Below are 23,443 nucleotides of genomic sequence, written 5' to 3'. Positions count from 1 at the left end.
CCGTTGGCGTGGACGCTTGTTGGCGCCTGCACCTCATTTGCCGTCGGATTGCTCTCGCTCTCCTCGGCCCAATCGCGGAACTTGATGGAACTTAAATGCTCCAGTACACTCCTCGGAGCAAGCAAAACATTGCTCTCGGTGCAATATGTCTAAGTTCGAGTACGTGAAGCTCGCCGATGCCATTGCGGCCGATATCACTAACGGCACGTTAAGACCCGGCGACCGGCTGCCGCCGCAGCGCAATTTTGCCTATGACCGCGGCATCGCGGTCTCGACCGCGAGCCGGGTTTATACGGAATTGCTCCGCCGCGGCCTCGTGGTCGGCGAGGTCGGGCGCGGCACGTTCATCTCCGGCGACGTCAGGCGTGAAGTCGAGACCATGCGCGAGCCGGCCGACGCGCGCATCAATCTCGAGGTCAATTACCCGCTATTGCCGCAGCAATGGGCGATGATCGCCAAGAGCCTCGCGGGGCTCGAGCGCATCGACGCGCTGGAATCCGCGCTGCGCGTTTCGACCAGCACCGGCACCAAGAGCGCCCGCGTTGCCGCCGCTGCCTATCTCGCACGCAAGGATTTTGCGCCGCAGCCCGAGCAGATCTTCTTCACCGCCAACGGCAAGCAATCGCTCGCGGCCGCGCTTGCCGCGCTGGTGCCCACCGGCGGCCGCTGCGGCGTCGAGGCGCTGACCTACCCTTACGTCAAGAGCATCGCCGCGCGGCTCGGTGTGACGCTGGTCCCGATCCCCATGGACGAGTTCGGCGCGCGGCCCGACGCCATCCAGAAGGCCCATCGCGAGGCGCATCTGTCGGCGCTGTATCTGCAGCCCATCATCCAGAACCCGCTCGGCGTCACCATGAACGCGACGCGGCGCGCCGACATCATGCGCGTCGCCGAGAAGCTCGATCTCACCATCATCGAGGACGCCGTCTACGGCTTCCTCGCCGACGACACGCCACTGGCGGCGCTCGGGCCTGACCGCTGCATCGTGCTCGACAGCCTGTCCAAGAAGGTCGCACCGGGGCTCGCGCTCGGCATCCTCGTCGCGCCGCCGCATCTGCGCGAGAATGTGATGAGCGCGGTGCGGACCGGCGGCTGGATCGCCTCCGGCCATGCGCTCGCGGCCGGGCAGCGGCTGATGGCCGACGGCACCGTCGTCGAGTTGACCCGGCTGAAACGCATCGATGCCGCGCGCCGACAGCAGACCGCCGCACGGCTGCTCTCCGGCTACCAGCTCGCCGCCGATCCGCGCTCGTATCATCTCTGGCTGACGCTGCCACCGCACTGGCGCTCGCAGACCTTCGTCGCCGCAGCAGCAAGGCGCGGCATCGCGCTGACGCCATCCTCGACCTTCGCGATCGCGCACGGTCATGCGCCGAACGCGGTGCGGCTCGCGCTCGCCCCGCCGTCGCCTGAGCAGCTCGATTCCGGCCTGCGCACCATCGTCTCGCTGCTCGGCACCAAGGAGGACGATTTCGATTCGACGGAGTAGGGCTCTCATTTGACGCGTTTTCTTCACGCGAACCGGACCTCACTTCGCTCGCAAACGCTTTAGGGCAGCAGGGCCTTCGGCACGCGATCGAAACTGTAGCTCTGCGGCCGGTTGCGCCGCACGAAGCCGCCGACCTGCCAGGCGAACAGCGCGGCGAAGCCGAGGATGAACAGCACGCCGGCGAGCTCGCCGGTCAGAAGCGCGCGGATCAACAGCCCCGCCATTGCCACAGCGAGCACGGCCAGGAACGCCAGCACCGCCGCATAGGTCTTGCGGCCGAGGCCCGCGGTCAATTCGGCGCGGCTGCCGGCTTTGGCCATCCGCGCATGCAGCTCGATCAGGAAATCGCGAAAACCGTTGTCCTGCGGCGCCATCAGCGCCACGGTCTGCCAGCTCGTCGACAGGATCGCGATGCGGCCGCCGCCCGTGCGGCTGATATCGGCGCGGAAGCGGTGCTGCTGCATCGACACCGGGCGGAACGACAGCCGGATCGCCGAAATCTCGTCATAGCGCCACAGGCCGGAGCGGCCGGCGATGTGCCAGGACAGCCCCTGCTCCGTCAACTCGAAGCGATGCGCCGAGCCGATCAGCGAGGCCTTGTAGGCATAGCTCGTGGTCGAACCCGCTTCCGCTCCCGGCATGTCGTCAACGAACCCATGGGCGATCGCTTGGGCGATCGGCTTGCGCGATCGCCCCCGGCCATCCTACAAGCGAGGCATGGCTGAGACGACCTTTTTTCCGCGCCGCCTGATTCTCGGCGCCGCGATGATCTCCGGTGTGTTACTGGCGCTCGCGGTGCACATGCTGGGCGCGCGCTACGGTCTCGATCTCGGCCGCCTCTGGCGCTCCGACACGCATGAGTTCATTCCGGCGGGCGCCGCCATCGCCTGGTGGCTGATCGCCACCGTCGGCTTCTCCGGCGGCTATTTCACGGCGAGCCTGATGCAGAGCGCCGTCTCCGGACAGATCCCACAGCGGATGCGGCAATTCCTGATCGCGGTCGGCGTGCTGCTGCTTGCGGGAGCGGGTCAGGCGGCGTCGGCGCCGAGCCCGATCCCGACCGTCTCGGGCGTGCTCGCCGGGCTTGCCGCCCTGTGTCTCGGCGCCGTGATGGCGTTCTGCGGCGCGCATTTCGCGCTGCGCCGAAGCTGACCTCTCAAGCCGACGCGCGCAGCCGCGGCCGTTCCAACATGATCGCGACATCCGAGGCGGGCCGCGGCTTGCTGAACAGATAGCCTTGCGCCTGGGTGCAGCCCTCGCGCCGGAGCAGCTCGAGCTGCGCGTCGTTCTCGACGCCCTCTGCCGTGGTGACGATGCCGAGGCTGCGGCCGAGGCCGGTCACGGCGCGAATGATCGCCATGGAATCCTCGCGCGTCGCCAGCTCCGACACGAAGGAGCGGTCGATCTTGATCTTGTCGAACGGGAAGCTGCGCAGATAACTCAGCGACGAATAGCCGGTGCCGAAATCGTCGAGCGAGATCCGCACGCCCATGGCACGCAGCTCGTGCAAGGTCGTCAGCGTCGCCTCGCTGTTCTGGAGCAGGACGGATTCGGTGATCTCGAGCTCGAGACGGCGCGCACCGAGTCCCGATATGGCCAACGCCTCGGTCACCGCCGCGATCAGGTTCGGGCTCTTGAACTGCACCGGCGACAAATTGACGGCGACGTCGACATCGTCGGGCCAGGTGGCCGCGTCGGCACAGGCGGAGCGCAGCACGAACTCACCAAGCTGAACGATGAGCCCGGTCTCCTCGGCCAGCGGGATGAAGCTGATCGGCGCGATCAGCCCGCGTTGCGGATGGTTCCAGCGCAGCAGCGCCTCGAAGGCGACGACGCGACCGCTGGCGACCTCGCGGATCGGCTGGTAATAGACCTCAAACTCGTCGCGTTGCAGCGCCGCGCGCAGATCCATTTCCAGAAGGCGCCGCGCCTGCGCACGCGCATCCATGCCGGTCTCGAAGAAGCGGTAGGTGCCGCGGCCATCCGCCTTGGCGCGATAGAGCGCAAGATCCGCGTTCTTGAGCAGCTCGTCCGGATTGCTGCCGTCCTGCGGCGACAGCGAGATGCCGATCGAGACGCCGATCACGATCTGATGGTCGTCGATCTGGTAAGGCGCCGAGATCACCTCGACGAGGCGTCCGGCAAGCGATCGCGCGGCGATCTCCTCGGAGCGTCCGATCTGGACCACCGCGAACTCGTCGCCGCCGAGCCGCGCCACGGTGTCCTGTTCGCCGACGGTGGCCTCGAGCCTGCGGCCGACCTCCTTGAGCAGCGCATCGCCGATGGGATGGCCGAGGGAGTCGTTGATGTCCTTGAAGTGATCGAGATCGAGGCAAAGCACCGCGAGCTGGTCGCCCGACTTGGTCTGGCGCAGTCCCTGCTCGAGCTGTTCGTGGAACAGCACGCGGTTCGGCAGGCTGGTCAGCGCGTCATGTCGCGCCATGTGCGAGATCTTGGCCTGCGCCTCCAGCCATTCGGTGATGTCCTCGAAGGTCGCGACCCAGCCGCCGCCCTGCATCGGCTGGTTGACGACCCGGATGGAGCGGCCGAACCGGTTGACGACGTCGGTCGTGGTGCGGCCCTCGCGCGCATCGGCGACGAGGCGGGCGAAGAATTCATCCGCATCGCCCTGCCACTGGCCCTTGGCCTGCTCTTCCCTGAGCACGTCGACCAGCAATCGGCCGGTGAGCGGCACGTCGGTTCGACGGAGCATCGCGGCATAGCGCTCGTTGAACAGGATGATCTTGCCGTCGGCGTCGAACATGCACAGCCCCTGCGACATGTTCTCCAGCGCGCTGTCGAGCACGATCTGCTGGCGGCCCAGTTCGCCCTTGGCGCGGCGGTCGAGCAGCGCGGCCACGAGCGCAATCGCGATGATCGCGACGGCGGCGCTGGCAGTCAGGAACGACAGCGAGGCCGGCGGGACCGAGAGCCCGCTGATCGCGATCGTCGGGTCCGGCGTCAACAGCACCGCGCCCATCGCGGTGAAATGATGGGCAACGATCGCGAGCGTCAACAGAGCAGTCGCGCTCAGCGCATGCCGAATGCCGTCACCTCGCGCGGCGACGAACAGCGCGAGCGCTGCGAAGACGATTCCGAACAGCACCGAGGCGGCAACCGTGCTCCCGATCCAATCCAGCCGTGCCGGCATCTCCAGCGCCGCCATGCCGGTGTAATGCATCGCCGCGACACCCAGGCCGACGATGGCGCCGCCGACGACGATCCACACCGGGCGCGAGGACGCCACGGCGATGCTCAGGCCCACGAAGGTCAAGGAGATCGCAAGCATCAGCGACAGAATTGTCACCGGGATGTTGTAGGCGCCGGCGCTCCCGGGGCCATAGGCGAGCATCGCGATGAAATGCGTCGCCCAGATGCCGCATCCGCTCACGGCCGCATCCAGGGCGATCCAGGCCAGACGCCCGGCTCCGTGCGTCGCGCGTGCGCGCTGAAACAGGCTGATCGCCGCGGCGCTGGCGAGCAGGCACACCGCGCCCCCAAGGGCCACCAGTCGCCAGTCATGCTCGTCGGTGAGACAGTAAAGAACTTGATACATTGCCGGCCCCTATCGACCCGCACTTGAGCCGACAGTGGTGGACGATCGGTAACCAGCTACAAACCTGCTCCGGAAGTGGTGAATGGAAGATGAGCGAGTTCGCTCACATTGCTGATCCTCGCGACGGCGCACCGAAGCAGCACCACGGCAGCGGGAAGCGAACAAGCACAAGCGCCGCGCGGACCGTCGCGCGGCGCTCGTACTTTCCTCTACTCAGCTCGCCGCGCGCAGATTCACCTTGCTCTCGGCGAGTGTCGTCAGCTTCTGGTCGGTCGCCTTCTCCTCCTCGAGCGTCTTGGCGAGCACCGCCGCACAATCGTTGCGGCCGAGCTGCTTGGCCCAGGCGATCAGGCTGCCGTAGCGGACGATCTCGTAATGCTCCGCGGCCTGCGCCGCATTGATCAGGGCCGCGTCGAGCACCGCCTTGTCGGCGACTTCGCCGGCGGTCTCGTCGGCTTCCTCGATGATGCCGTCGATGGCCGGGCAGTCGACCGCCTTCACGGGGACGCCGTGCATCTTGAAGACCTCCTCGAGCCGCGCAACGTGCTGCTTGGTTTCCTCGAGGTGCGTCAAAAAGCCCTGTTTCAGCTGCGGATCAGTGGCCTTGGTCGCCATCTTCGGCAGCGCCTTGGTGAGCTGCTGCTCGGCGTAATAGATGTCCTGGAGCTGATGTACGAACAGGTCGTTCATGGTCTTGATGTCTTTTGTGAACAGTCCCATCGTTCCGATCCTCTCGGGTCTTGGGAACACGGAGGCGCCGGCTTGCACGAAAAAGCCGCGTATTCCGCCATGTTCGATTGCTGATGGAGGCTAACGACCACGCGGCATCGACGTTCCAAAAACGCCGATACGGCTCTGCGCTGGAACAATGCGGACGGCGCCGGGATCTGAGATCGTATCGGCACGGTGAGCGCGCGGATGGAGCCTGGTTTCGCGACTCATATGCTTAACGCGCCGCCGATATGAACCGCGTATGACAAAGTTGCCCGCCGAACGCAGAACCTATTGTTGTCAAGGGCTGCACAAGCCGCTGATTTTGCCTTAAATGAGCTGGATCATGCCTAGCGATCGATGCCTGCCTTTTGGCCGTGATCGCACCCGACCGGCCAATGTCTGGCCCGGTCGGTCTTGCCCCCCGCCGGGAGGATGAATGCACGGACTGCTGCCCGCGTTGAAACGCGGCTTCAATAGATGGATCGGCTGGCGACGGCTCGGCGTCGCCGCGAGCATCTTCATCATCGCGTTTGCGATCACGACGCTGGTGCGGACGCTCAAGGGCATCGATACCGGGGTCATCCTGACCGCGTTGACGGAGATTCCCCGCGGCAACATCGGGCTGGCGGCGATCTGCGTCTTCTTCGCGTTCTGTACGCTGACCTTCTACGACTATTTTGCGCTGCGAACGATCGGCAAGAAGCACGTGCCCTATCGCATCGCGGCGCTGTCCAGCTTCACGTCCTATTCGATCGGGCACAACATCGGCGCCACGGTCTTCACCGGCGGCGCGATCCGTTTCCGGATCTATTCGGACTACGGACTGAACGCGATCGACGTCGCGAAGATCTGCTTCCTGTCCGGCCTGACCTTCTGGCTCGGTAACATCTTCGTGCTCTCGATCGGCATGGCCATCCATCCGGACGCGGCCTCCTCGATGGATCAGCTGCCCTCCTCGCTCAACCGGTTGATCGCCCTCGGCGGTCTCGCATCGATCGGCGCGTATCTGGTCTGGCTCTGCATGGGCGAGAAGCGCCGTGAGCTCGGCCAGAAGGGCTGGAAGGTGGTGCTGCCATCGGCGCCGCTGACCTTGGTGCAGATCCTGATCGGCGTCGTCGATCTCGGCTTCTGCGCCACGGCAATGTACCTCTTGATGCCGGCCAACCCGCCGATCGACTTCATGTCGCTCGCGGTCGTGTTCATCCTGGCGACCCTGATCGGCTTTGCCAGCCACGCGCCGGGCTCGATCGGCGTGTTCGATGCCGCCATGCTCGTGGCGCTGCCCCAGTTCGGCCGCGAGGAGCTTCTGGCCACGCTGCTGGTGTTCCGCATTCTCTATTTCGTGATCCCGTTCGGCCTTGCCATTTCCATCATGGGCACGCGCGAGCTCTGGATGAATGTGGTCGCGCCGTGGCAGGAGCGGCGGCGGCTGGCGGAAGCCTGCGCGCAGGCCAACCTGCCCAGGGAGGTGACGCCGATGGAGCGCGAACGGCTGCTGCGGCAGGCCGGCAAGCGCTGAGCCGCCCAAGGCGCCGCCGGCAATCAAGCCGCCGCCGGCAATCAAGGCCCCTCGGAATCATCAGGCAAAGGTTGCGGGCAGGCGCGCAATCCTCTCTTATTTCCGCCTCAACTTTGCCGTTGAAAACGCGGGCCATGATTTCCGTATTCCTTCGCACCCTCTCGGCAGGCGCCGTGCTGCTTGCCGGCCTTCTCGCTTTGCCCGAGCGCGCCGCCGCGCAGGACGCCGGCAGCATGCAGATCAGCTGGGAGGTGCGTAACCGCTTCCGGCTATTCCGCGAGGAGCGCGACTTCCTGCTCCATGTCGAGAACGCGCGCAACCGCAGCATTCTGGCCGCCGAACAGTCCCTGGAGCTCCAGAGCGAGGGCCGCGGCTGGGCCCGCAACATGGTCAACCGGCTCTGCATCGACCTGCAGGGCCGGGTCAACCAGCCCTGCACCCGCGACGATGTCAAAGAGAACTACATCACGCCGACCGACCATCCCGTGACGGTGCGCCTGACCGGCGCGGTGCCGGTCGGCGCCACCTGCGCCTGGTCGTTCGATGACGGCGATGGCCCGCAGAGCTCGACCTTCGACTGCGCCGAGCCGATCAATTTGCGTGTCCGCTACGGCAAGCCGACGGTTGCGACCGTCGATGTCTCGGCCGGCTCCGATCCGACCCAGCGGATCCAGACCGAGATCCAGGTCCGCGACATCTTCATCGCAGGTCTCGGCGACAGCATCGCCTCCGGCGAAGGCAATCCGGACCGGCCGCTGGCGCTGTCGGACGAAGGCTTCTGCTTCCGCTCCTATCTCGGCACCGCCGGCGCGCAGTACTACCGGCCGAGCCGCCACGGCTTCAAGGGCGGCCGCGCCTGCGAGGCGCCGGATACGCTCGCCAACTGGCAGCGCTACAGCGCGCTCTGGTTCAATGCGCCGTGCCATCGATCGCTCTACAGCTATCAGGCGCGCACCGCGCTGGCGCTCGCGGTGCGCTACACCCACATCGCCGTGACCTTCCTGCCGCTCGCCTGCACCGGCGCGAGCATCGGCGACGGGCTGCTCGGCTCGCAGCGCGCCCGCGAATGCCCGCCCGGCAAGACCGGCGTCTGCAACACCAGCGTGAACGCGCAAGTCGCCGAGCTGCGGGAAGCCGTCACTGCGGCGAAGAAGCGCCAGCCCGATCGCACGCTCGACCTCGTGCTGCTCTCGGTCGGTGCCAACGACGTCTATTTCTCCGGTCTCGTCGCCGACGTCATCGTCGAAACCGCGACCGAGCGCGCGCTGTTCCGCCGCTCCGGCGTGTTGGCGAGCGTCGACGATTCCCGCGATGCGCTCCAGCGCGAGCTGCCGCAGAATTTCGTCAAGCTGCGCGAGGCGCTGAAGCCGCTGGTCGGCGGCGACCTCTCGCACGTGGTCTATGTCTCCTATGCCAATCCTGCGCTCGCCGACGGCGGCGCGCCCTGCCGCGGCGGCCGGGCCGGCTTTGACATCCACCCGTCCTTCAATGCCGATCCGCAGCGCCTTTCCCGCGTCTCCGCCTTCGTCGACAGCGAATTCCTGCCGCAGCTGAAGGGGCTCGCCACCTGCACCCGCGGTGCGCTGTGCCGCGATCCCGAAGCCGACCGCATGACCTTCGTCGATGCGCACCAGGCCGCGTTCGCCGAGCACGGCTTCTGCGCCCGTTCCGGCAACGATCCCGAATTCGACCGCAGCTGCTTTGCCGCGAACGGCCAGAGCTTCGATCCCGACATCGTCAGCGCGGCGAGCCAGCCGATGCTGTGCGGCCGCGGCGCCTCGGAGTACCGCGCCTACCTGCCCCGCGCGCGCTGGATCCGCGACGCCAATGACAGCTATTTCGCCGCGATGACCTATCCGCAGGGCCTGCCGGCGGCGAGCCAGCCGACCGACATCCACGATGCGGCCTGGGGCGTGCTCTCCGCCGTCTATGGCGGCGCGGTGCATCCGAGCGCCGAGGGCCATGCCGCGATGGCCGACGCGGCGCTGCCGGCGGCGAGCGCCGTGCTCGGACTCGACGCCGTGCCGCCGAACGTGACGCGCGGACTGCTGCCGCAGCTGTTGCCCAGCGCGCAGCAATAGCGTGCTGTCTCCACACACTCACTGTCATCGCCCGGCTTGACCGGGCGATCCAGTACTCCGTGACAGCAGTGATTGAATCGAGACGCCGCTGCGTACTGGATTCCCCGCCTTCGCGGGGAATGACAGCGGTGGTTTGATAGGGTCTCCCAACACCGATCATCCCCCACTTCGCCGTTCCATCGATCCAAAAACAGCATCGATCGATACTGCCTTGAACTTGGACACTTCGCCGCGCGCACCTCTAGGACTCGTGTCGGGCAAACGGCCGAGGCCTAAGAGTGGCGCGTGATGAGCGCAGTGGCGTCCGCAGCGGACGTGAGGCGGTCTCGCGTCAGCCTGTTCCTCCTGAGGGCTCCCATGGGAGCTTGACCAGGCAACTCAACGGCGGCCCACAAGGCCGCCGTCTTTGTTTTGGGGGTGATCGATGCTAGAAGTGCCGGGGAAACGCCTTATTCATCTAAGGCATGTATCGATGTTCGACCTCAACCAGCTCCGCTGTTTCGTCACGGTGGCGGAGGAATTGCACTTCGGCCGCGCCGCCGTGCGGCTCAACATGACGCAGCCGCCGCTGTCCCGGCAGATCCAGGTGCTCGAGCACATCATCGACGCGCCGCTCTTGGAGCGCACCAGCCGCTCGGTGCGCCTCACCCCGGCCGGGCGCAGCTTCCTGCCGGAGGCGCGACGCATCCTCAAGCTTGCCGAAAGCGCTTCGCAGGTGGCCCGCCGCATCGCGCTCGGCAAGACCGGCTCGCTGAAGGTCGGCTTCACCGCGGCCGCGGCCTATGGATTCCTGCCCGAACTCATCGCCGCCTGCCGCGCCAAGCTGCCGGAGGTCGATTTCTCTCTGAAGGAGATGGTATCGGGCGATCAGTTCGAGGCTCTGACTTCTGGCCAGATCGATGCCGGCCTGCTGCGGCCGCCGATCGCACGGCCCGAGCTTGCCAGCCGCCGCGTCGTCGCCGAGCCGCTGCTCGCGGCGATCCCGAAGAAGCATCCGCTGGCGAATGCCGACGGCATCACCATCAAGGATTTCGACGACCAGCCCTTCGTGATGTACTCGCCCTATGAGAGCCGCTACTTCCACGATCTCCTGGTGGCGCTGTTCACCCGCGCCGACGTGCTGCCGCGCTACGTCCAGCATCTCAGCCAGATCCACTCGATCCTCGCGATGGTGCGCGCCGGCCTCGGCCTCGCCATCGTACCGGCGGCAGCGGCGAGCCTGAAGATCTCCGACGTCCGCCTGCGTCCGCTGAAGCTGCGCACGCGCGTTCCGGTCGAGCTGTTCATGGTGTGGCGGCGCGAGGACGAGAACCCGCTGCTGTCGGCGCTGGTCAAGATCGCCGGCGAATTGTCCTCGGCGGAGCTGGCGGAGGATTGATGCTCAATCCGCATCGGTCGATATAGGCTTTGGCTTGGACGCGCATCGAACGGTCTCCTAAACCACGGCGCATGGACGTGCGGCCTCTGCTTGCGTCCTCCGCAACACGAGAAGGGAGCGCCCATGAGCAAGATGACCCCGCAGGAAATGGCCCAGAAGATCGGATCGGGCCTCCTGTCCTTCCCCGTCACGCCGTTCAGGGCGGACTACTCCTTCGACGAGGCGACCTATCGCGCCAACATGGACTGGCTGTGCGGTTATGACGTCGCAGGCCTGTTCGCCGCGGGCGGCACCGGCGAGTTCTTCTCGCTGACGCCATCAGAAGTTCCGCAGGTCGTGAAGGTCGCCGTCGACGAGACCAAGGGCCGCGTGCCCGTGCTCGCCGGCACCGGCTACGGCACCGCGATCGCCCGCGAGATCGCGATCGGTGCGGAAAAGGCCGGCGCCGACGGCCTCCTGCTGCTGCCGCCCTATCTCACCCATTCCGAGCAGGAAGGCCTTGCCGCCCATGTCGAGGCGGTCTGCGCCGCCGTCAAGATCGGCGTCATCGTCTATAACCGTGACAACGCGATCCTGCAGCCCGACACGCTCGCGCGCCTTGCCGAGCGCTGCCCGAACCTCGTCGGCTACAAGGACGGCATCGGCGACATCGAGCTGATGACCCGCGTCTACACCAAGCTCGGCGACCGCCTCACCTATGTCGGCGGCCTGCCGACCGCCGAGACCTTCGCGCTGCCCTATCTCGACATGGGCGTGACGACCTATTCCTCGGCCGTGTTCAACTTCGTGCCGGAATTCGCCACCAACTTCTACGCCGCGGTGCGCAAGCGCGACCACGCCACGATCCAGGCCGGCCTGAAGGATTTCATCCTGCCGCTGATCGCGATCCGCAACCGCAAGAAGGGTTACGCGGTCTCGATCATCAAGGCCGGCATGAAGGTGATCGGCCGCGATTCCGGCCCCGTCCGTCCGCCGCTGACTGATCTCACCGAGCAGGAGATGGCGGAGCTAACCGCACTGGTGCAGAAGCTGCCCGCCGCACGATCGTCACAACAGGCTGCAGAATAGCAAGACGACAGGGAGGAGCCTGCGATGGCCCAGACTGAGATTTCCGGCGCGTCAGTCGCCGGAGCACCTGTTATCACGGCGATGCAGGTGATCCCGGTCGCTGGCCGCGACAGCATGCTCCTCAACCTGAGCGGCGCGCATGCGCCGTTCTTCACCCGCAACATCGTCATCCTCACCGACAATGCCGGCCACACCGGCGTCGGCGAGGTGCCGGGCGGGCAGAAGATCTGGCAGACGCTCCAGGACGCGCGCGACCTCGTGATCGGAAAGACGGTCGGCGCGATGAACAACATCCTCGCCGATATCCGTACCGCCTTCGCCGACCGCGACGTCGGCGGACGCGGCAAGCAGACCTTTGATCTTCGCGTGATGATCCATGCGGTCACCGCGATCGAATCCGCGCTGCTCGACCTGCTCGGCCAGCATCTCGGACTGCCCGTCGCAGCACTGCTTGGCGAAGGCCAGCAGCGCACCAGCGTCGAGACGCTCGGCTATCTCTTCTTCGTTGGCGACCGCCGTAAGTCGAAGCTCGACTACGTGACTGGCGAGACCGGCAAGCCCGACTGGTTCAACCTCCGCCACCAGGAGGCGATGACGCCAGAGGCCGTGGTGCGGCTTGCGGAGGCGACCCACGACCATTACGGCTTCGCCGACTTCAAGCTCAAGGGCGGCGTGCTCCGCGGCGAGCAGGAGATCGAGGCGGTTACCGCAATCGCAAAACGCTTCCCCAGCGCGCGCGTCACGCTGGACCCCAACGGCGCCTGGTCGCTCGATGAGGCGATCAGCCTCTGCAAGGGCATGCATGGCATCCTCGCTTATGCCGAGGACCCCTGCGGCGCCGAGGCCGGCTTCTCCGGCCGCGAGATCATGGCCGAGTTCCGCCGCGCCACCGGCCTGCCGACCGCCACCAACATGATCGCCACGGACTGGCGGCAGCTCTCCCATGCGCTGCGGCTCGGGGCCGTGGACATCCCTTTGGCCGATCCCCATTTCTGGACCATGCAAGGCTCGGTGCGCGTGGCCCAGACCTGCCGTGACAACGGCCTGACCTGGGGCTCGCACTCCAACAACCATTTCGACATTTCGCTTGCCATGTTCACCCATGTCGGCGCCGCCGCCCCCGGCAAGGTCACCGCGATCGACACCCACTGGATCTGGCAGGACGGTCAGGCGCTGACGAAGGAGCCGCTCCAGATCAAGGGTGGCAAGATCGCCGTCCCTGATAGCCCGGGCCTCGGCATCGAGATCGACCGCCCCGCCATCGAGGCCGCGCACGAGCTCTACAAGAAGCATGGACTTGGGGGGCGGGATGACGCTATGGCCATGCAGGACTTGATCCCCGGCTGGACGTTTGACGACAAGCGTCCCTGCCTCGTGCGTTAGAAACGTTCCCCTGGAGGAAAAAGATGACAGCGATCCTGAAGAACTTCATCGGCGGCGAATGGGTCGACGGCTCCGGCGTCACCAGGAACATCAATCCCTCCAACACCAATGATCTCGTCGGCGAATATGCCAAGGCCGACAAGGCGCAGACCGAGAAGGCGATCGCCGCCGCGAAGGCCGCCTTCCCCGCCTGGGCGCAGTCGACCCCCCAGGCGCGCTACGACGCGCTCAACAAGATCTCGACTGAAATCCTCGCCCGTAAGGAAGAGCTCGGCCGCCTGCTCGCGCGCGAGGAAGGCAAGACCCTCCCCGAAGGCATCGGCGAGGTCGCCCGCGCCGGCCAGATCTTCGCGTTCTTCGCCGGCGAAGCGCTGCGCCTGATCGGCGAGAAGGGCGCCTCGGTGCGTCCCGGCCTCGACGTCGAGCTCACCCGTGAGCCGGTCGGCGTCGTCGGCATGATCACGCCCTGGAATTTCCCGATCGCGATCCCCGCCTGGAAGATCGCGCCTGCGCTCTGCTACGGCAACACCGTGGTGTTCAAGCCGGCCGAGCTGGTGCCCGGCTCGGCGCATGCGCTGTCCGAGATCATCACCCGCTCCGGCATTCCCGCGGGCGTATTCAACCTCGTCGTCGGCTCCGGCTCGGTGGTCGGCCAGACCCTGCTCGAGCATCCGGACGTCGCCGCGATCTCCTTCACCGGCTCGGTGCAGACGGGACGCAAGATCGCGCAGGCCTGCGTGCTCTCGAACCCCATGAAGAAGTTCCAGCTCGAGATGGGCGGCAAGAACCCGCTGGTGGTGCTCGACGACGCCGACCTCAAGACTGCCGTCGAGGTCGCCGTCAACGGCGCTTATTTCTCGACCGGCCAGCGCTGCACCGCCTCGTCCCGCCTGATCGTCACCGAGGGTATCCACGACCGCTTCGTCGCCGCCATGGCCGAGCGCCTGAACAGCCTGTCGGTCGACGATGCGCTCAAGGCCGGCGTGCATATCGGCCCCGTGGTGGACCAGAACCAGCTCGACCAGGACCTCCGCTACATCAAGATCGGCCAGGACGAAGGCGCCAAGCTCGCCTTCGGCGGCGAGCTGCTAAAGCGCGAGAATCCCGGCCACTATCTCCAGCCGGCGCTGTTCACCGAAGCCAACAACAACATGCGCATCGCGCGTGAGGAGATTTTTGGCCCGGTCGCCGCCGTCATTCGTGCGAAGAATTACGAAGAGGCGCTCGCCATCTCCAACGATACCGAGTTCGGCCTCGCCTCCGGCATCTGCACCACCAGCCTGAAATACGCCTCGCATTACAAGCGCAACAGCGAGTCCGGCATGGTGATGGTCAATCTGCCGACCGCCGGCGTCGACTATCACGTGCCGTTCGGCGGCCGCAAGGGCTCGAGCTACGGCGCCCGTGAGCAGGGCTCCTACGCGCGCGAGTTCTACACCACGGTGAAGACGGCTTACACCAATCCGGGCTGAGATATCGTAGGGTGGGCAAAGCGAAGCGTGCCCACCACTTACGCTCGGTGTGAGGACGGTGGGCACGGCGCGTTGCGCCTTTGCCCACCCTACGACTTCTGAGGCAGCGCAGATGGACCAGGACGTCGCAGCGAAAGAGCAGCCCCGCTACATCAAGCTCAACGAGCGCGACAATGTCGCGATCGTGGTCAATGATTTCGGGCTCCCCGCCGGCGCGCGCCTTGCCAGCGGCCTGACGTTGCGCGCCTTCGTGCCGCAGGGACACAAGACCGCGCTGGTCGACATCGCGGAAGGCGAACCGATCGTCCGCTACGGCGAGATCATCGGCTACGCGCTGTCGCCGATCCTGGCCGGCGAATGGGTGGACGAGCCGCGCATCCGCATGCCGGAGGCCCCTGCCCTCGACAAGCTCGAAATCTCGACCGCCGTCCCCGCACCGCTGCCGCCGCTCGAAGGCTTCACCTTCGAGGGCTACCGCAATCCGGACGGTTCGGTCGGCACCAAGAACATCCTCGGCATCTCCTCCTCCGTGCAATGCGTCAAAGGCACGATGGAATATGCGGTGAAGCGCATCCGCGCCGAGCTGCTGCCGAAATATCCGAACGTGGATGACGTCGTGCCGCTGACGCACGCCTATGGCTGCGGCGTCGCCATCACCGCGCCCGACGCGGTGGTGCCGATCCGCACCCTGCAGAACCTCGCGCTCAACCCGAATTTCGGCGGGGAGATTCTGGTGATCGGCCTCGGCTGCGAGAAGCTCGCGCCCGAACGCCTGGTGCCGGAAGGCGTCGGTGACGCCATCGTGCGAATGCAGGACGAGGCTTTCGACGGCTTCGGCGCCATCGTCGAGGCGATCATGACCCAGGCCGAGGCGCGGCTGAAGGTGCTCAACACGCGCAAGCGCGAGACCTGCCCGGCATCTGATCTTGTCATCGGGCTGCAATGCGGCGGCAGCGATGCCTTCTCCGGCGTCACTGCCAATCCCGCCGTCGGCTTCGCCGCGGACCTCCTGGTGCGCGCCGGCGCGACCGTGATGTTCTCGGAAGTGACTGAAGTGCGCGACGCGATCCAGCTGCTCACCCGCCGCGCCATCAACGAGGACGTCGGCCGCGCGCTGGTGCGCGAGATGGCCTGGTACGATTCCTATCTCGCCCGCGGCGGCGCCGACCGCAGCGCCAACACCACGCCCGGCAACAAGAAGGGCGGCCTTGCCAATATCGTGGAGAAATCGCTCGGCTCGATCGTCAAGTCCGGCTCGAGCGCGATCACCGGCGTGCTCTCGCCCGGCGAGAAGGCGACGCAGAAGGGCATGCTGTTCGCCGCGACGCCGGCCTCCGACTTCATCTGCGGCACGCTGCAGCTCGCCTCGGGCATGACGTTGCAAGTTTTCACCACCGGCCGTGGCACGCCCTATGGCCTTGCGGCAGCACCGGTGATCAAGGTCGCGACGCGCAGCGAGCTCGCGCGGCGCTGGAAAGACCTGATCGACTTCGACGCCGGCAAGATCGCAACCGGCGAGAAGACCATCGAGGAGACCGGCTGGGACCTGTTCCGCCTGATCCTCGACGTCGCCAGCGGCCGAACCAAACCCTGGTCGGACCGCTGGGGCATCCACAACGACCTCACGCTGTTCAATCCCGCGCCGGTGACCTGAGGCGTTTTCGAGCGAAGTGGATCCCGGTTCGCGTCAAAACGCGTCAAGACGGAACCTCACTGGCTGTCGATCAGGTGCATGTCGCCCAGCGTGACCGGAAGGCTGCGTGTGATGAGGTCCGCGACCGCGGCGCGCAGCCGCTCGCTCGACGCTGAACCCCCAGGCGTCTCGTCGACCGGGCCGCTCGGGCCGGCAATCCGCACGGTCCCGGTGTTGTCGAGCGGCGCCGCCGCACGCTTCTCGATCACGTCGAACGCCTTGCCGTCGATGATCCGGACTTCGTATAGCGCATGGATCAGGCCGTAATCCGCCAGCAGCGTCCGGTATTCGGCGAGCCCGACGCCCTCGACGTTGCGGCCGTTGCCGAGCTTCGATCTTGCACGGGTGATGACGAGGTAAGCATCGAGCCCCTGAGGCGTTACATCGCTGCGAACCAGCTCCTTGAACGGATCGCTACGCAGGAGATTGACGGGCGCAACCGCCGAATCCCTGACGGCGGCGAACGCGGCGCGCCTGTAGCTCACCGGTAGCACGCGAAAACGTCCGCTCAAGAGCTTCGTCGCCTGCTGGACGATCAACTCGTCCAGTCCCCAGGCGCTGATCGAGAGGCTTTGCGCGGTGTTGCCGAGCCCGGTCAGGCCGGCTTGCGTCAGGCTCATCTCCTCGCCGATGGCCGAGACGATGCCGAGGGTCTTGATCGCCTGGAGTTTCGTCGCGCGCGTCTCGAACGCCGCGGCGGCACCGAGGACGGCGGACGCGATCGCACAGGCGAGAGCCAGGATAATTCTACCGCGCATGGTCTATCGGATCCTGAAATCGAACGAATAGGACGCACCGAGACCGACGGTGGTCTGGTTCGAGGATCCCCGCAGCTTCACCAGCGGGCTGTCCGCGACATCGCCGAGCAGCTTCTGGTACTCGACATAGGCGTGGACCTCCCACTGCGGGTTGATGCGGTAGGAGATCTGGCTGCCGAAACCGACCGAGTGCGCAGCGCCCCTGGCATCGTATCTCGGAAGCCCCGATGCCAGTGCCTGCGTGTCGGTGACGCCGAAATATGGCGCAGTGGCATTGGCGCTCTTCCAGGTGAAGCGCGGGCCGGCCGAGATCGTCAGCCTTTGAATCAGCGGCACGATGACGTCGGCAGACACATCCGCGACGGTGCCGGTATGGCCGCCCATGCCCTGGCGCAACTCGCTGCGCAGGCGCAGCCAGTCGACCGGATAATACTCCACGAAGCCGCCGAGCTCATAGGCGGCGTCGACATTGCCAAGGCCGGTCAGCTCGGCATATTTGTCGGCCTTCCTTGAGGCGACGTATTTGAACGCGGGGCCGGCGCGAAAATGGCCGATGTCGAGCAGCGCGATGCTGGTGCTGTCGCGCGGTCCGCGAAACTGGTCGACTGATCCGGCGCGGCGGATGGAGAAGATCGGGACCGGAGCAAACCTTCCGTTGTTCGATCCGACGAACTCGGGCTTGTATTCGCCGCCGATGCCGACCATGACGGTCCAGTTTCCCGACGGCGAGGGCAGCATCGGCAGCTCCAATGGCGGCGCTGGCAGCGTGAAGGCGGTCTGCGCCGAGACTGATGGCGCAGTCGCCATGATCGCACCGAGTGCGGCGAGACAGGCGGTCGTCCGCCGCACAATCGCCGTGAGGCGGAGAGCGGCTTCTTCGAAATCATTCATTGCGGGGCCCCGGACCGGCCTTGCAGGCCGAGTCGACTGTTGTGGTTAGGAGCCACAGCATCTGGTCCGGCTAAATTGCCCGAAGATTGCAAGGTGCGATCAGATGTTTCCAGGGCCATGTCCGGCGCTGGCAGGCACGCCCGCCGGATCAACATTGCCCCAACATTGCACCGCCGCGATCACGCCTCAAAAACGTGACGAGCCATACCCGCGAGCTCACTCGGTCCTGCCTTTCATTCGCCAAGCTCGCCGCCTTTATGGGAACCCTCGCGCACGAGCCGAAGCGCCAGAATTCGGCCAGGGAGCGTCACGGTCAGGGTTTTGTTGCCCCAGCAGAGTCAAGGACGACCCGCGTGCGCTCCCTCGTGATCGAAGACGAACCACAGATCGGCGCCTATGTCAGCCGGCTGCTCGGGCAATTGCACGGCATCGTCGACCTCGTCGGCTCGATCGCCGATGCCCGCCAGGCACTGAACAATTTCAAGTATGATCTGGCGATCGTCGACCGGATGCTACCCGACGGAGATGCGCTCCAGGTGGTCACGGCGCTGAGCCAATCGGCGGAGCGGCCCGCAATCATCATGCTGACGTCCAAGGACGCCAAGGAGGATGTCGTCGAAGGGCTCAATGGCGGGGCCGACGATTATCTCGGCAAGCCGTTCGAGCCGCAGGAGCTGCTTGCGCGCGTGCGCGCGGTGCTGCGCCGGCCTCGGCTGCTGGCCCCATCGGTGCTGTCGCTCGGCAACGTCGAGCTGCACCTCGGCAGCAACGAGGCGGTAGTCGCCGACACCAGGATCCTGCTGCGCCGGCGCGAGGCGCTGATCCTGGGGGCGCTGCTGATGCGGCGCGACCGCGTCATCACCCGCGCCGCCCTGATCGAGGAGATCTACGGCTTCGACGACGAGATCGAGTCCAACACGCTCGAGGCGCAGGTCTCGCGCTTGCGCAAGAAACTGGCCGAACTCGGCGGCGACGTCGAGATCCGCAGCATGCGGGGCATCGGCTACATCCTGCGGCTGGCAACGCCGCGATGAAGTCAATCGCCCGAACCTTTGCGTTCTCGCTCGGTATCGCCGCCACCACGATCTTCCTGATCATGCTTGGCCTCTTCATATGGCGTTACCCGACGGAGGAGCGCGAGTTCAGGGCGTGCCAGGTCGTAGCGGCCGTTCTCGATCGCGCGACGGTGATCGAAGGGCAAAGACTGATAATACGCTCGACTCCTGCGCTCGAGGAATTGAAGCTGGACAGCCCAAACCTCTGGTACGTGGTGTCCGCGGGCGACCTGCTCAGCGAGTACGGCAGCGAACACCGGCCTCCCCTTCCCTTCGTGCTGCCCTACCACGGGCCCATCGGCTCGTCCGTTTTCAGCACGCTCGACCAGAAGAGCACCTTCTGTCTTTCCGCCGTACAACGGGGCCCGTTGCGGCTCGCGATGATGGTCGGCGAGCCTCAGGTTCGCTTTGGCCGGATTGCAAGGACTTTTCTCCTCCGCAGGGTCTTTTCGATCGCCTTGGTGGCGCTGGCCTTTGCCGCGACCGTCGCCATCGGTTCAGCGCTTGCCGCACGTTTCGTCTCTCGTAGCATCGAGCGGGTGGCGCGTCGCGCGCTCGCGATCGACCCCTCGGCGCCGCAAGGTTTGATATCGCTGTCCGAGGTCCCTCGCGAGTTGAAGCCGCTGGTCGAGGCGCTGAACCGCGCTTTCGGCGAGATCGACGCCTATATCAGGATGCAGCGCCGCTTCCTCGGCAATGCCGCCCATCAGCTTCGCACGCCGCTGACGCTGCTGCGCGCCAAGATCGAGGACGTGCCCGAGCCGGCCCTGAAGGCCGAGCTGGTGCGCGACGTCCGCCGGCTGACCTCGCTGGTCTCCGCGATGCTGGACCTGGCGCGATTGCAAAATCATGCGATCGAGAAGCGGCCGATCGATCTTGCCCAGATCACGCTGGACGTGCTGGCCGATTTCAGCCCGTCGGCGCTGGACGCCGGCATCGAGCTTGCGCTCGAGCACGAGGGAAGAGGTCCCTTCGTGGTGCAGGGCGTAGACGCTGCGATCCGAAGTGCACTTGCCAATCTCGTCGGCAACGCGCTCATCCACGCCCATGGCGCGCGGCGCATCGTCGCCACGATCGGCTGCGATGGCGTGGCTATTCACGATGATGGCGCGGGCCTGCCCGACGGCGCCGAACACAGGCTGACCGAGCCGTTTCAGACCGGCAACGCCGCAGGTGCAGGCGCCGGTCTCGGCCTGTCGATCGTCCGCGAGATCATGGCGGCGCATGGCGGGGAGCTGGTCGTCGCTTCCGCGCCCGGCTACGGCACGACGATGCGCCTGCGCTTTGCCGCGGCCGCCGCGCCGGCGAGATCTGCGCAGTTCGATCTGCAAGAGCATTGAGCGGGCGCATCGGCGCTTTTCGCGAAACCGTCCGGAAACATTGGCGCGGAAAACGTCTTCCGCGTTTCGTCTCTTCGCATCACGCAATCAATATCTGCGCCGAAGACAACGGGAATGTTCGCGCGCGGGCGAACCTGTTCTGCCATCGCGGCGACCAAACCTCCGATTGACATCTTCCACGGAGATTTTCCAATGCGTGTTCTCTCGATGATTGCCGTTGCCGGCGCCATGATTGCGAGCTCGGCCGCCGCGTTCGCCAGCGAGCTTCCCTCCTACGAAGTGACGTCGTTTCCGATCACGACAACGCAAGTGCAAGTGCTCGGCGGCGCCGGCGTCCAGGAGCAGTCTGCGAGCCCCGCGATGATCGTCGCCAGCATGCCGGCCTCGCCCGTGCAGGTCGCCGTGCTGTCGCCGCGGATCAAGCAGCTCGCGAGCGCGGGTTCGAACAACCAGGCGCGCTAAGCTTGGCGTTGTCGTTCCGGCTCGGCGCTCCGCGCCGGCCGGAATGGCCACGCGCCTCTACGTCATGCTGCCCGGCATGAAGCAGCGCACGCGCGGATGGCCGTCGATATAGTGCTTCCACACCATGGTGCGGCCGATCTTGTTCGGGACGGTGATCACGGCGCCGTCAGGCACCACGACCCACTCGTCGTCGATGCGCACGCGGTAGCGACCGCGATCGGACTCCCAATCGACGTCGGCGATGACGTAGCCGTCCGCATCCGAGCAGCATAGCCCGAACTCGCTACGCAGACTCTCGAACCAGGGTTTCAGGGGCGAGTTGGCGAAGCGGCCGTCGTCGCGCGCCAGCGCCGCATGCGTCAGAACCGCCAGCCCCAGCAGCACGGCGGCACACTGTCTTGCACGTTTCATGTGGTCTCCGCGGTCGAAGTGATCACCGCGGGGCAAACGCTGCCGTCCGCCTTCCGCATGGTGCGCGGCAGGCGTGGAGACGGCGACTCGCTCCCCCAGCAGCTTTGCCGACAGCTATGCAAATCCAGCGCCAGCGCGCATTCCGGGGAACTACTGGAGGGCGCCCGAGGCACGTTCGCCCTTCGGCGAAGGTGGCCGCACAGGCTGGAGACCCTGCGCTAGGGCCATTGAGACCGCGCAGCGCGCGGCTTGCGCCCTTACTGCTTTGCCGGCGCCATCATCGCGCCGCCCTTCTTCGCCGCGGGCGCCGGTTGCTTGGCGGCTGCAGCCTGCGCGGGCAAGTATTTTGCGACGATGGCCGGATCGACCTGCGCGATGTTGGCATCGGGCAGGCGCGTCCAGGTCTCGTCCTTGCCGAGCAGCGCGATGCCGAGATAGCCGCGCAACGTCAGGGTCTGACCGTCGGGGCTGACCCGCATGTTGGCCTTCCAGATCTGGCCGTCGCGCGGATTGAGCACGTTGCCGCCCTCGTACTTCAATCCTTCGCGCTTCATGTCGCGGACGAAGGAGATGCCGAGCACCCGAGCGTTCTTGCGATCGTCGGTGCACTTGGAGCAGACCTCATTCGGGTCGTCGGTTGGCCGCGGGAAGGTCTTGGCGATCACACCTTCGAAGACGCCGTTGCGATCTACGAAGAGGAACCATCCGACCGTCCTGCCGTCTTCGACCTTCTGCCAAAGGCCCGCCGCAGTGGGCTCGGCGGTCTGCGCCGCGCACGGCGTCACGATCGCGAGCGACAATGCGAGCGCCAGGAAGGAGGGCAGCCGAAAGCTGGAAATGAGAGTCCGCATTATGATCACCTTGCTGAGCCAATCACCTTTGCTGAGCCAAGACTTCGCAGAGCCAAACTGTGCTAAGCCAAAAACCTGGCCAAGCCTATGACCGGAATGGCCGCAGACTACGGCGATTTCACGAACGGTTCCAGCACCAGAAACATGGGGCATCGCCGCCCCGAACGCTTCCGTCAGTTGACACCGAGCTTCTTTTGCAGGCTGGAGGACGAGGTCGTGTACTGGAACACGAGCCGCTTCTCCGGATAGACATAGCGATGGGCTTTTTGCGACATCAGCGCGCCCTCGTGGAAGCCGCACAGGATCAACTTGATCTTGCCGGGATAGGTGTTGATGTCGCCGATCGCGAAGATGCCCGGCACATTGGTCTCGAACGCCGACGTCTCGACAGGCACCAGATTGTTCTCCAGCGCGATGCCCCAATTCGCGACCGGGCCGAGCTTCATGGTCAGCCCGAAGAACGGCAGCATGGTGTCGCAAGCGATTTCGGTGACGCTGTTGTCGTTGCCCTTGACGGTGGCGCCGGTGAGCTTTCCGTCAGCGCCGGAGAGCGCGGTGACCTGGCCGAGCCGCAGATCCATCTTGCCGCCGGCAACCAGCGCGCGCATCTGCTCGACACTATGGGGCGCGGCGCGAAACTCGTCGCGCCGATGCAGCAGCGTGATGCGCTTCGCAATCGGATGCAGATTGAGCGTCCAGTCGAGCGCGGAATCGCCGCCGCCGACGATCAGCACGCTCTTGTCGCGGAACGTCTCCATCTTGCGCACGGCGTAATGCACCGAGGTGCCTTCATAGGCCTCGATACCGGGCACAGGCGGGCGCTTGGGCTGGAACGAGCCGCCGCCGGCCGCGATCACCACCACCTTGCATTCGAACACCTTGCCGGCATCCGTGGTGCAGCGAAACAAGGGATCGCCGATCTTCTCCACGGTCTCGACCATCTCGCCGAGATGGAAGGTCGGATGAAACGGCTTGATCTGCTCCATCAGCGCGTCGGTCAGCCCCTGCCCCGAAACCTGGGGAATGCCGGGAATGTCGTAAATCGGCTTTTCCGGATAGAGCTCGGCACACTGGCCGCCGACCTTGTCGAGGATGTCGACGAAATGCGCCTTCATGTCGAGAAGGCCGAGCTCGAAGGCGGCGAACAGACCACACGGCCCGGCCCCAATAATCAGCACATCGGTTTTGATCACGTCGCTCATGTCGTCTCTTTATCGATCGTTATCGGTTGGACGGCGCCCGTTGGGCAGAGGTGACCCTGCCTGTCTAGCCAACGGGGATGGAACAGGAAAGGCATAAAAGCGGGATCGCCCCGCAGCCGC

General features: G+C 65.8%; 20 protein-coding genes. 12 read left to right on the top strand and 8 right to left on the bottom strand.

The features are described from left to right. Positions 1 to 145: 145 nt before the first annotated feature. Entirely contained in the window at positions 146 to 1,489 is a 1,344-nt protein-coding gene (locus tag I6F09_RS26350; RefSeq protein WP_225189420.1) for a PLP-dependent aminotransferase family protein, read from the top strand. A gap of 59 nt (positions 1,490 to 1,548) precedes the next feature. Here I6F09_RS26350 and I6F09_RS26345 read toward each other — a convergent pair whose 3' ends face one another. After that, positions 1,549 to 2,130 carry a hypothetical protein gene (locus I6F09_RS26345; RefSeq protein WP_225189419.1) on the bottom strand — a complete coding sequence of 194 codons (582 nt, stop codon included), beginning with the start codon at positions 2,128 to 2,130 and terminating at the stop codon, positions 1,549 to 1,551. Between the two features lie 76 nt (positions 2,131 to 2,206). Here I6F09_RS26345 and I6F09_RS26340 point away from each other — a divergent pair, with 76 nt between their 5' ends. Further along, the gene (locus tag I6F09_RS26340) at positions 2,207 to 2,641 is read left to right on the top strand and encodes a hypothetical protein (RefSeq protein WP_036015623.1); all 435 of its coding nucleotides are present in this window, start codon (positions 2,207 to 2,209) and stop codon (positions 2,639 to 2,641) included. A gap of 4 nt (positions 2,642 to 2,645) precedes the next feature. On the opposite strand, the gene I6F09_RS26335 is transcribed toward I6F09_RS26340, so the two are convergent. Next, a complete protein-coding gene (locus I6F09_RS26335) occupies positions 2,646 to 5,045 on the bottom strand; it encodes an EAL domain-containing protein (protein WP_225189418.1) in 2,400 nt (799 codons plus the stop codon). 213 nt (positions 5,046 to 5,258) lie between these two features. Beyond that, positions 5,259 to 5,765 carry a ferritin-like domain-containing protein gene (locus I6F09_RS26330; protein ID WP_036015620.1) on the bottom strand — a complete coding sequence of 169 codons (507 nt, stop codon included), beginning with the start codon at positions 5,763 to 5,765 and terminating at the stop codon, positions 5,259 to 5,261. A gap of 430 nt (positions 5,766 to 6,195) precedes the next feature. On the opposite strand from I6F09_RS26330, the gene I6F09_RS26325 reads away from it, so the two are divergent. The 7 genes from I6F09_RS26325 to garD all read left to right on the top strand — a co-directional run bounded on the left by I6F09_RS26325 (position 6,196) and on the right by garD (position 16,314). Next, positions 6,196 to 7,278: a YbhN family protein gene (locus I6F09_RS26325; RefSeq protein WP_057028777.1), complete on the top strand. Its 1,083-nt coding sequence runs from the start codon at positions 6,196 to 6,198 to the stop codon at positions 7,276 to 7,278. A 134-nt stretch (positions 7,279 to 7,412) separates the two neighbouring features. Then, positions 7,413 to 9,359, top strand: a complete 1,947-nt coding sequence (locus I6F09_RS26320; RefSeq protein WP_225189417.1) for a hypothetical protein — start codon at positions 7,413 to 7,415, stop codon at positions 9,357 to 9,359. 472 nt (positions 9,360 to 9,831) lie between these two features. After that, complete coding sequence (locus I6F09_RS26315) at positions 9,832 to 10,737, top strand: LysR substrate-binding domain-containing protein (RefSeq protein WP_109143167.1); 906 nt, start codon at positions 9,832 to 9,834, stop codon at positions 10,735 to 10,737. A 123-nt stretch (positions 10,738 to 10,860) separates the two neighbouring features. Then, positions 10,861 to 11,805 (top strand): 5-dehydro-4-deoxyglucarate dehydratase, encoded by a 945-nt coding sequence (kdgD, locus tag I6F09_RS26310; RefSeq protein ID WP_036030198.1) that lies wholly within the window; start codon positions 10,861 to 10,863, stop codon positions 11,803 to 11,805. Positions 11,806 to 11,829: 24 nt separating this feature from the next. Beyond that, positions 11,830 to 13,188 (top strand): glucarate dehydratase, encoded by a 1,359-nt coding sequence (gene gudD, locus I6F09_RS26305; protein WP_225114193.1) that lies wholly within the window; start codon positions 11,830 to 11,832, stop codon positions 13,186 to 13,188. A gap of 23 nt (positions 13,189 to 13,211) precedes the next feature. Beyond that, entirely contained in the window at positions 13,212 to 14,660 is a 1,449-nt protein-coding gene (locus tag I6F09_RS26300) for an aldehyde dehydrogenase family protein (RefSeq protein WP_036044516.1), read from the top strand. 112 nt (positions 14,661 to 14,772) lie between these two features. Beyond that, on the top strand, positions 14,773 to 16,314 hold the full coding sequence (gene garD / locus I6F09_RS26295) for a galactarate dehydratase (RefSeq protein WP_225189416.1): 1,542 nt from the start codon (positions 14,773 to 14,775) through the stop codon (positions 16,312 to 16,314). 56 nt (positions 16,315 to 16,370) lie between these two features. On the opposite strand, the gene I6F09_RS26290 is transcribed toward garD, so the two are convergent. Continuing rightward, positions 16,371 to 17,111 (bottom strand): hypothetical protein, encoded by a 741-nt coding sequence (locus I6F09_RS26290; RefSeq protein WP_225189415.1) that lies wholly within the window; start codon positions 17,109 to 17,111, stop codon positions 16,371 to 16,373. Positions 17,112 to 17,114: 3 nt separating this feature from the next. Further along, positions 17,115 to 18,002 carry a MipA/OmpV family protein gene (locus I6F09_RS26285; protein WP_225189414.1) on the bottom strand — a complete coding sequence of 296 codons (888 nt, stop codon included), beginning with the start codon at positions 18,000 to 18,002 and terminating at the stop codon, positions 17,115 to 17,117. Positions 18,003 to 18,355: 353 nt separating this feature from the next. Between I6F09_RS26285 and I6F09_RS26280 the strand changes: the two genes are divergently transcribed. The 3 genes from I6F09_RS26280 (at position 18,356) to I6F09_RS26270 (ending at position 20,859) form a co-directional block, all read left to right on the top strand. Next, on the top strand, positions 18,356 to 19,036 hold the full coding sequence (locus I6F09_RS26280; RefSeq protein WP_036015597.1) for a response regulator transcription factor: 681 nt from the start codon (positions 18,356 to 18,358) through the stop codon (positions 19,034 to 19,036). Further along, positions 19,033 to 20,397: a HAMP domain-containing sensor histidine kinase gene (locus I6F09_RS26275; protein ID WP_036030218.1), complete on the top strand. Its 1,365-nt coding sequence runs from the start codon at positions 19,033 to 19,035 to the stop codon at positions 20,395 to 20,397. Before I6F09_RS26280 ends, I6F09_RS26275 begins: the two co-directional genes overlap by 4 nt. 192 nt (positions 20,398 to 20,589) lie before the next feature. Next, positions 20,590 to 20,859, top strand: a complete 270-nt coding sequence (locus I6F09_RS26270; RefSeq protein WP_225189413.1) for a hypothetical protein — start codon at positions 20,590 to 20,592, stop codon at positions 20,857 to 20,859. Between the two features lie 57 nt (positions 20,860 to 20,916). Here the strand turns inward: I6F09_RS26270 and I6F09_RS26265 are convergent, their stop codons facing one another. The 3 genes from I6F09_RS26265 to I6F09_RS26255 all read right to left on the bottom strand — a co-directional run bounded on the left by I6F09_RS26265 (position 20,917) and on the right by I6F09_RS26255 (position 23,323). Continuing rightward, the gene (locus I6F09_RS26265; protein ID WP_036015590.1) at positions 20,917 to 21,270 is read right to left on the bottom strand and encodes a hypothetical protein; all 354 of its coding nucleotides are present in this window, start codon (positions 21,268 to 21,270) and stop codon (positions 20,917 to 20,919) included. 257 nt (positions 21,271 to 21,527) lie between these two features. Further along, entirely contained in the window at positions 21,528 to 22,121 is a 594-nt protein-coding gene (locus tag I6F09_RS26260; RefSeq protein WP_225148301.1) for a DUF2147 domain-containing protein, read from the bottom strand. A 173-nt stretch (positions 22,122 to 22,294) separates the two neighbouring features. After that, the gene (locus I6F09_RS26255; RefSeq protein WP_036015581.1) at positions 22,295 to 23,323 is read right to left on the bottom strand and encodes an NAD(P)/FAD-dependent oxidoreductase; all 1,029 of its coding nucleotides are present in this window, start codon (positions 23,321 to 23,323) and stop codon (positions 22,295 to 22,297) included. Between the last annotated feature and the right edge of the window lie 120 nt (positions 23,324 to 23,443).

It is taken from the genome of Bradyrhizobium sp. IC3195 (assembly GCF_020193585.1).
Lineage (GTDB): Bacteria > Pseudomonadota > Alphaproteobacteria > Rhizobiales > Xanthobacteraceae > Bradyrhizobium > Bradyrhizobium yuanmingense.
This window is presented reverse-complemented; position numbering and strand designations above follow the sequence as displayed.

What these genes read in the sequence shown, in the direction of transcription:
- I6F09_RS26265 (WP_036015590.1), bottom strand. Translation starts at nt 21,270, where the DNA reads ATGAAACGTGCAAGACAGTGTGCCGCCGTGCTGCTGGGGCTGGCGGTT.
- I6F09_RS26255 (WP_036015581.1), bottom strand. Translation starts at nt 23,323, where the DNA reads ATGAGCGACGTGATCAAAACCGATGTGCTGATTATTGGGGCCGGGCCG.
- I6F09_RS26350 (WP_225189420.1), top strand. Translation starts at nt 146, where the DNA reads ATGTCTAAGTTCGAGTACGTGAAGCTCGCCGATGCCATTGCGGCCGAT.
- I6F09_RS26270 (WP_225189413.1), top strand. Translation starts at nt 20,590, where the DNA reads ATGCGTGTTCTCTCGATGATTGCCGTTGCCGGCGCCATGATTGCGAGC.
- I6F09_RS26330 (WP_036015620.1), bottom strand. Translation starts at nt 5,765, where the DNA reads ATGGGACTGTTCACAAAAGACATCAAGACCATGAACGACCTGTTCGTA.
- I6F09_RS26345 (WP_225189419.1), bottom strand. Translation starts at nt 2,130, where the DNA reads ATGCCGGGAGCGGAAGCGGGTTCGACCACGAGCTATGCCTACAAGGCC.
- I6F09_RS26260 (WP_225148301.1), bottom strand. Translation starts at nt 22,121, where the DNA reads ATGCGGACTCTCATTTCCAGCTTTCGGCTGCCCTCCTTCCTGGCGCTC.
- I6F09_RS26275 (WP_036030218.1), top strand. Translation starts at nt 19,033, where the DNA reads ATGAAGTCAATCGCCCGAACCTTTGCGTTCTCGCTCGGTATCGCCGCC.
- I6F09_RS26320 (WP_225189417.1), top strand. Translation starts at nt 7,413, where the DNA reads ATGATTTCCGTATTCCTTCGCACCCTCTCGGCAGGCGCCGTGCTGCTT.
- I6F09_RS26290 (WP_225189415.1), bottom strand. Translation starts at nt 17,111, where the DNA reads ATGCGCGGTAGAATTATCCTGGCTCTCGCCTGTGCGATCGCGTCCGCC.
- gudD (WP_225114193.1), top strand. Translation starts at nt 11,830, where the DNA reads ATGGCCCAGACTGAGATTTCCGGCGCGTCAGTCGCCGGAGCACCTGTT.
- I6F09_RS26340 (WP_036015623.1), top strand. Translation starts at nt 2,207, where the DNA reads ATGGCTGAGACGACCTTTTTTCCGCGCCGCCTGATTCTCGGCGCCGCG.
- I6F09_RS26285 (WP_225189414.1), bottom strand. Translation starts at nt 18,002, where the DNA reads ATGAATGATTTCGAAGAAGCCGCTCTCCGCCTCACGGCGATTGTGCGG.
- I6F09_RS26315 (WP_109143167.1), top strand. Translation starts at nt 9,832, where the DNA reads ATGTTCGACCTCAACCAGCTCCGCTGTTTCGTCACGGTGGCGGAGGAA.
- I6F09_RS26335 (WP_225189418.1), bottom strand. Translation starts at nt 5,045, where the DNA reads ATGTATCAAGTTCTTTACTGTCTCACCGACGAGCATGACTGGCGACTG.
- garD (WP_225189416.1), top strand. Translation starts at nt 14,773, where the DNA reads ATGGACCAGGACGTCGCAGCGAAAGAGCAGCCCCGCTACATCAAGCTC.
- I6F09_RS26300 (WP_036044516.1), top strand. Translation starts at nt 13,212, where the DNA reads ATGACAGCGATCCTGAAGAACTTCATCGGCGGCGAATGGGTCGACGGC.
- I6F09_RS26325 (WP_057028777.1), top strand. Translation starts at nt 6,196, where the DNA reads ATGCACGGACTGCTGCCCGCGTTGAAACGCGGCTTCAATAGATGGATC.
- kdgD (WP_036030198.1), top strand. Translation starts at nt 10,861, where the DNA reads ATGAGCAAGATGACCCCGCAGGAAATGGCCCAGAAGATCGGATCGGGC.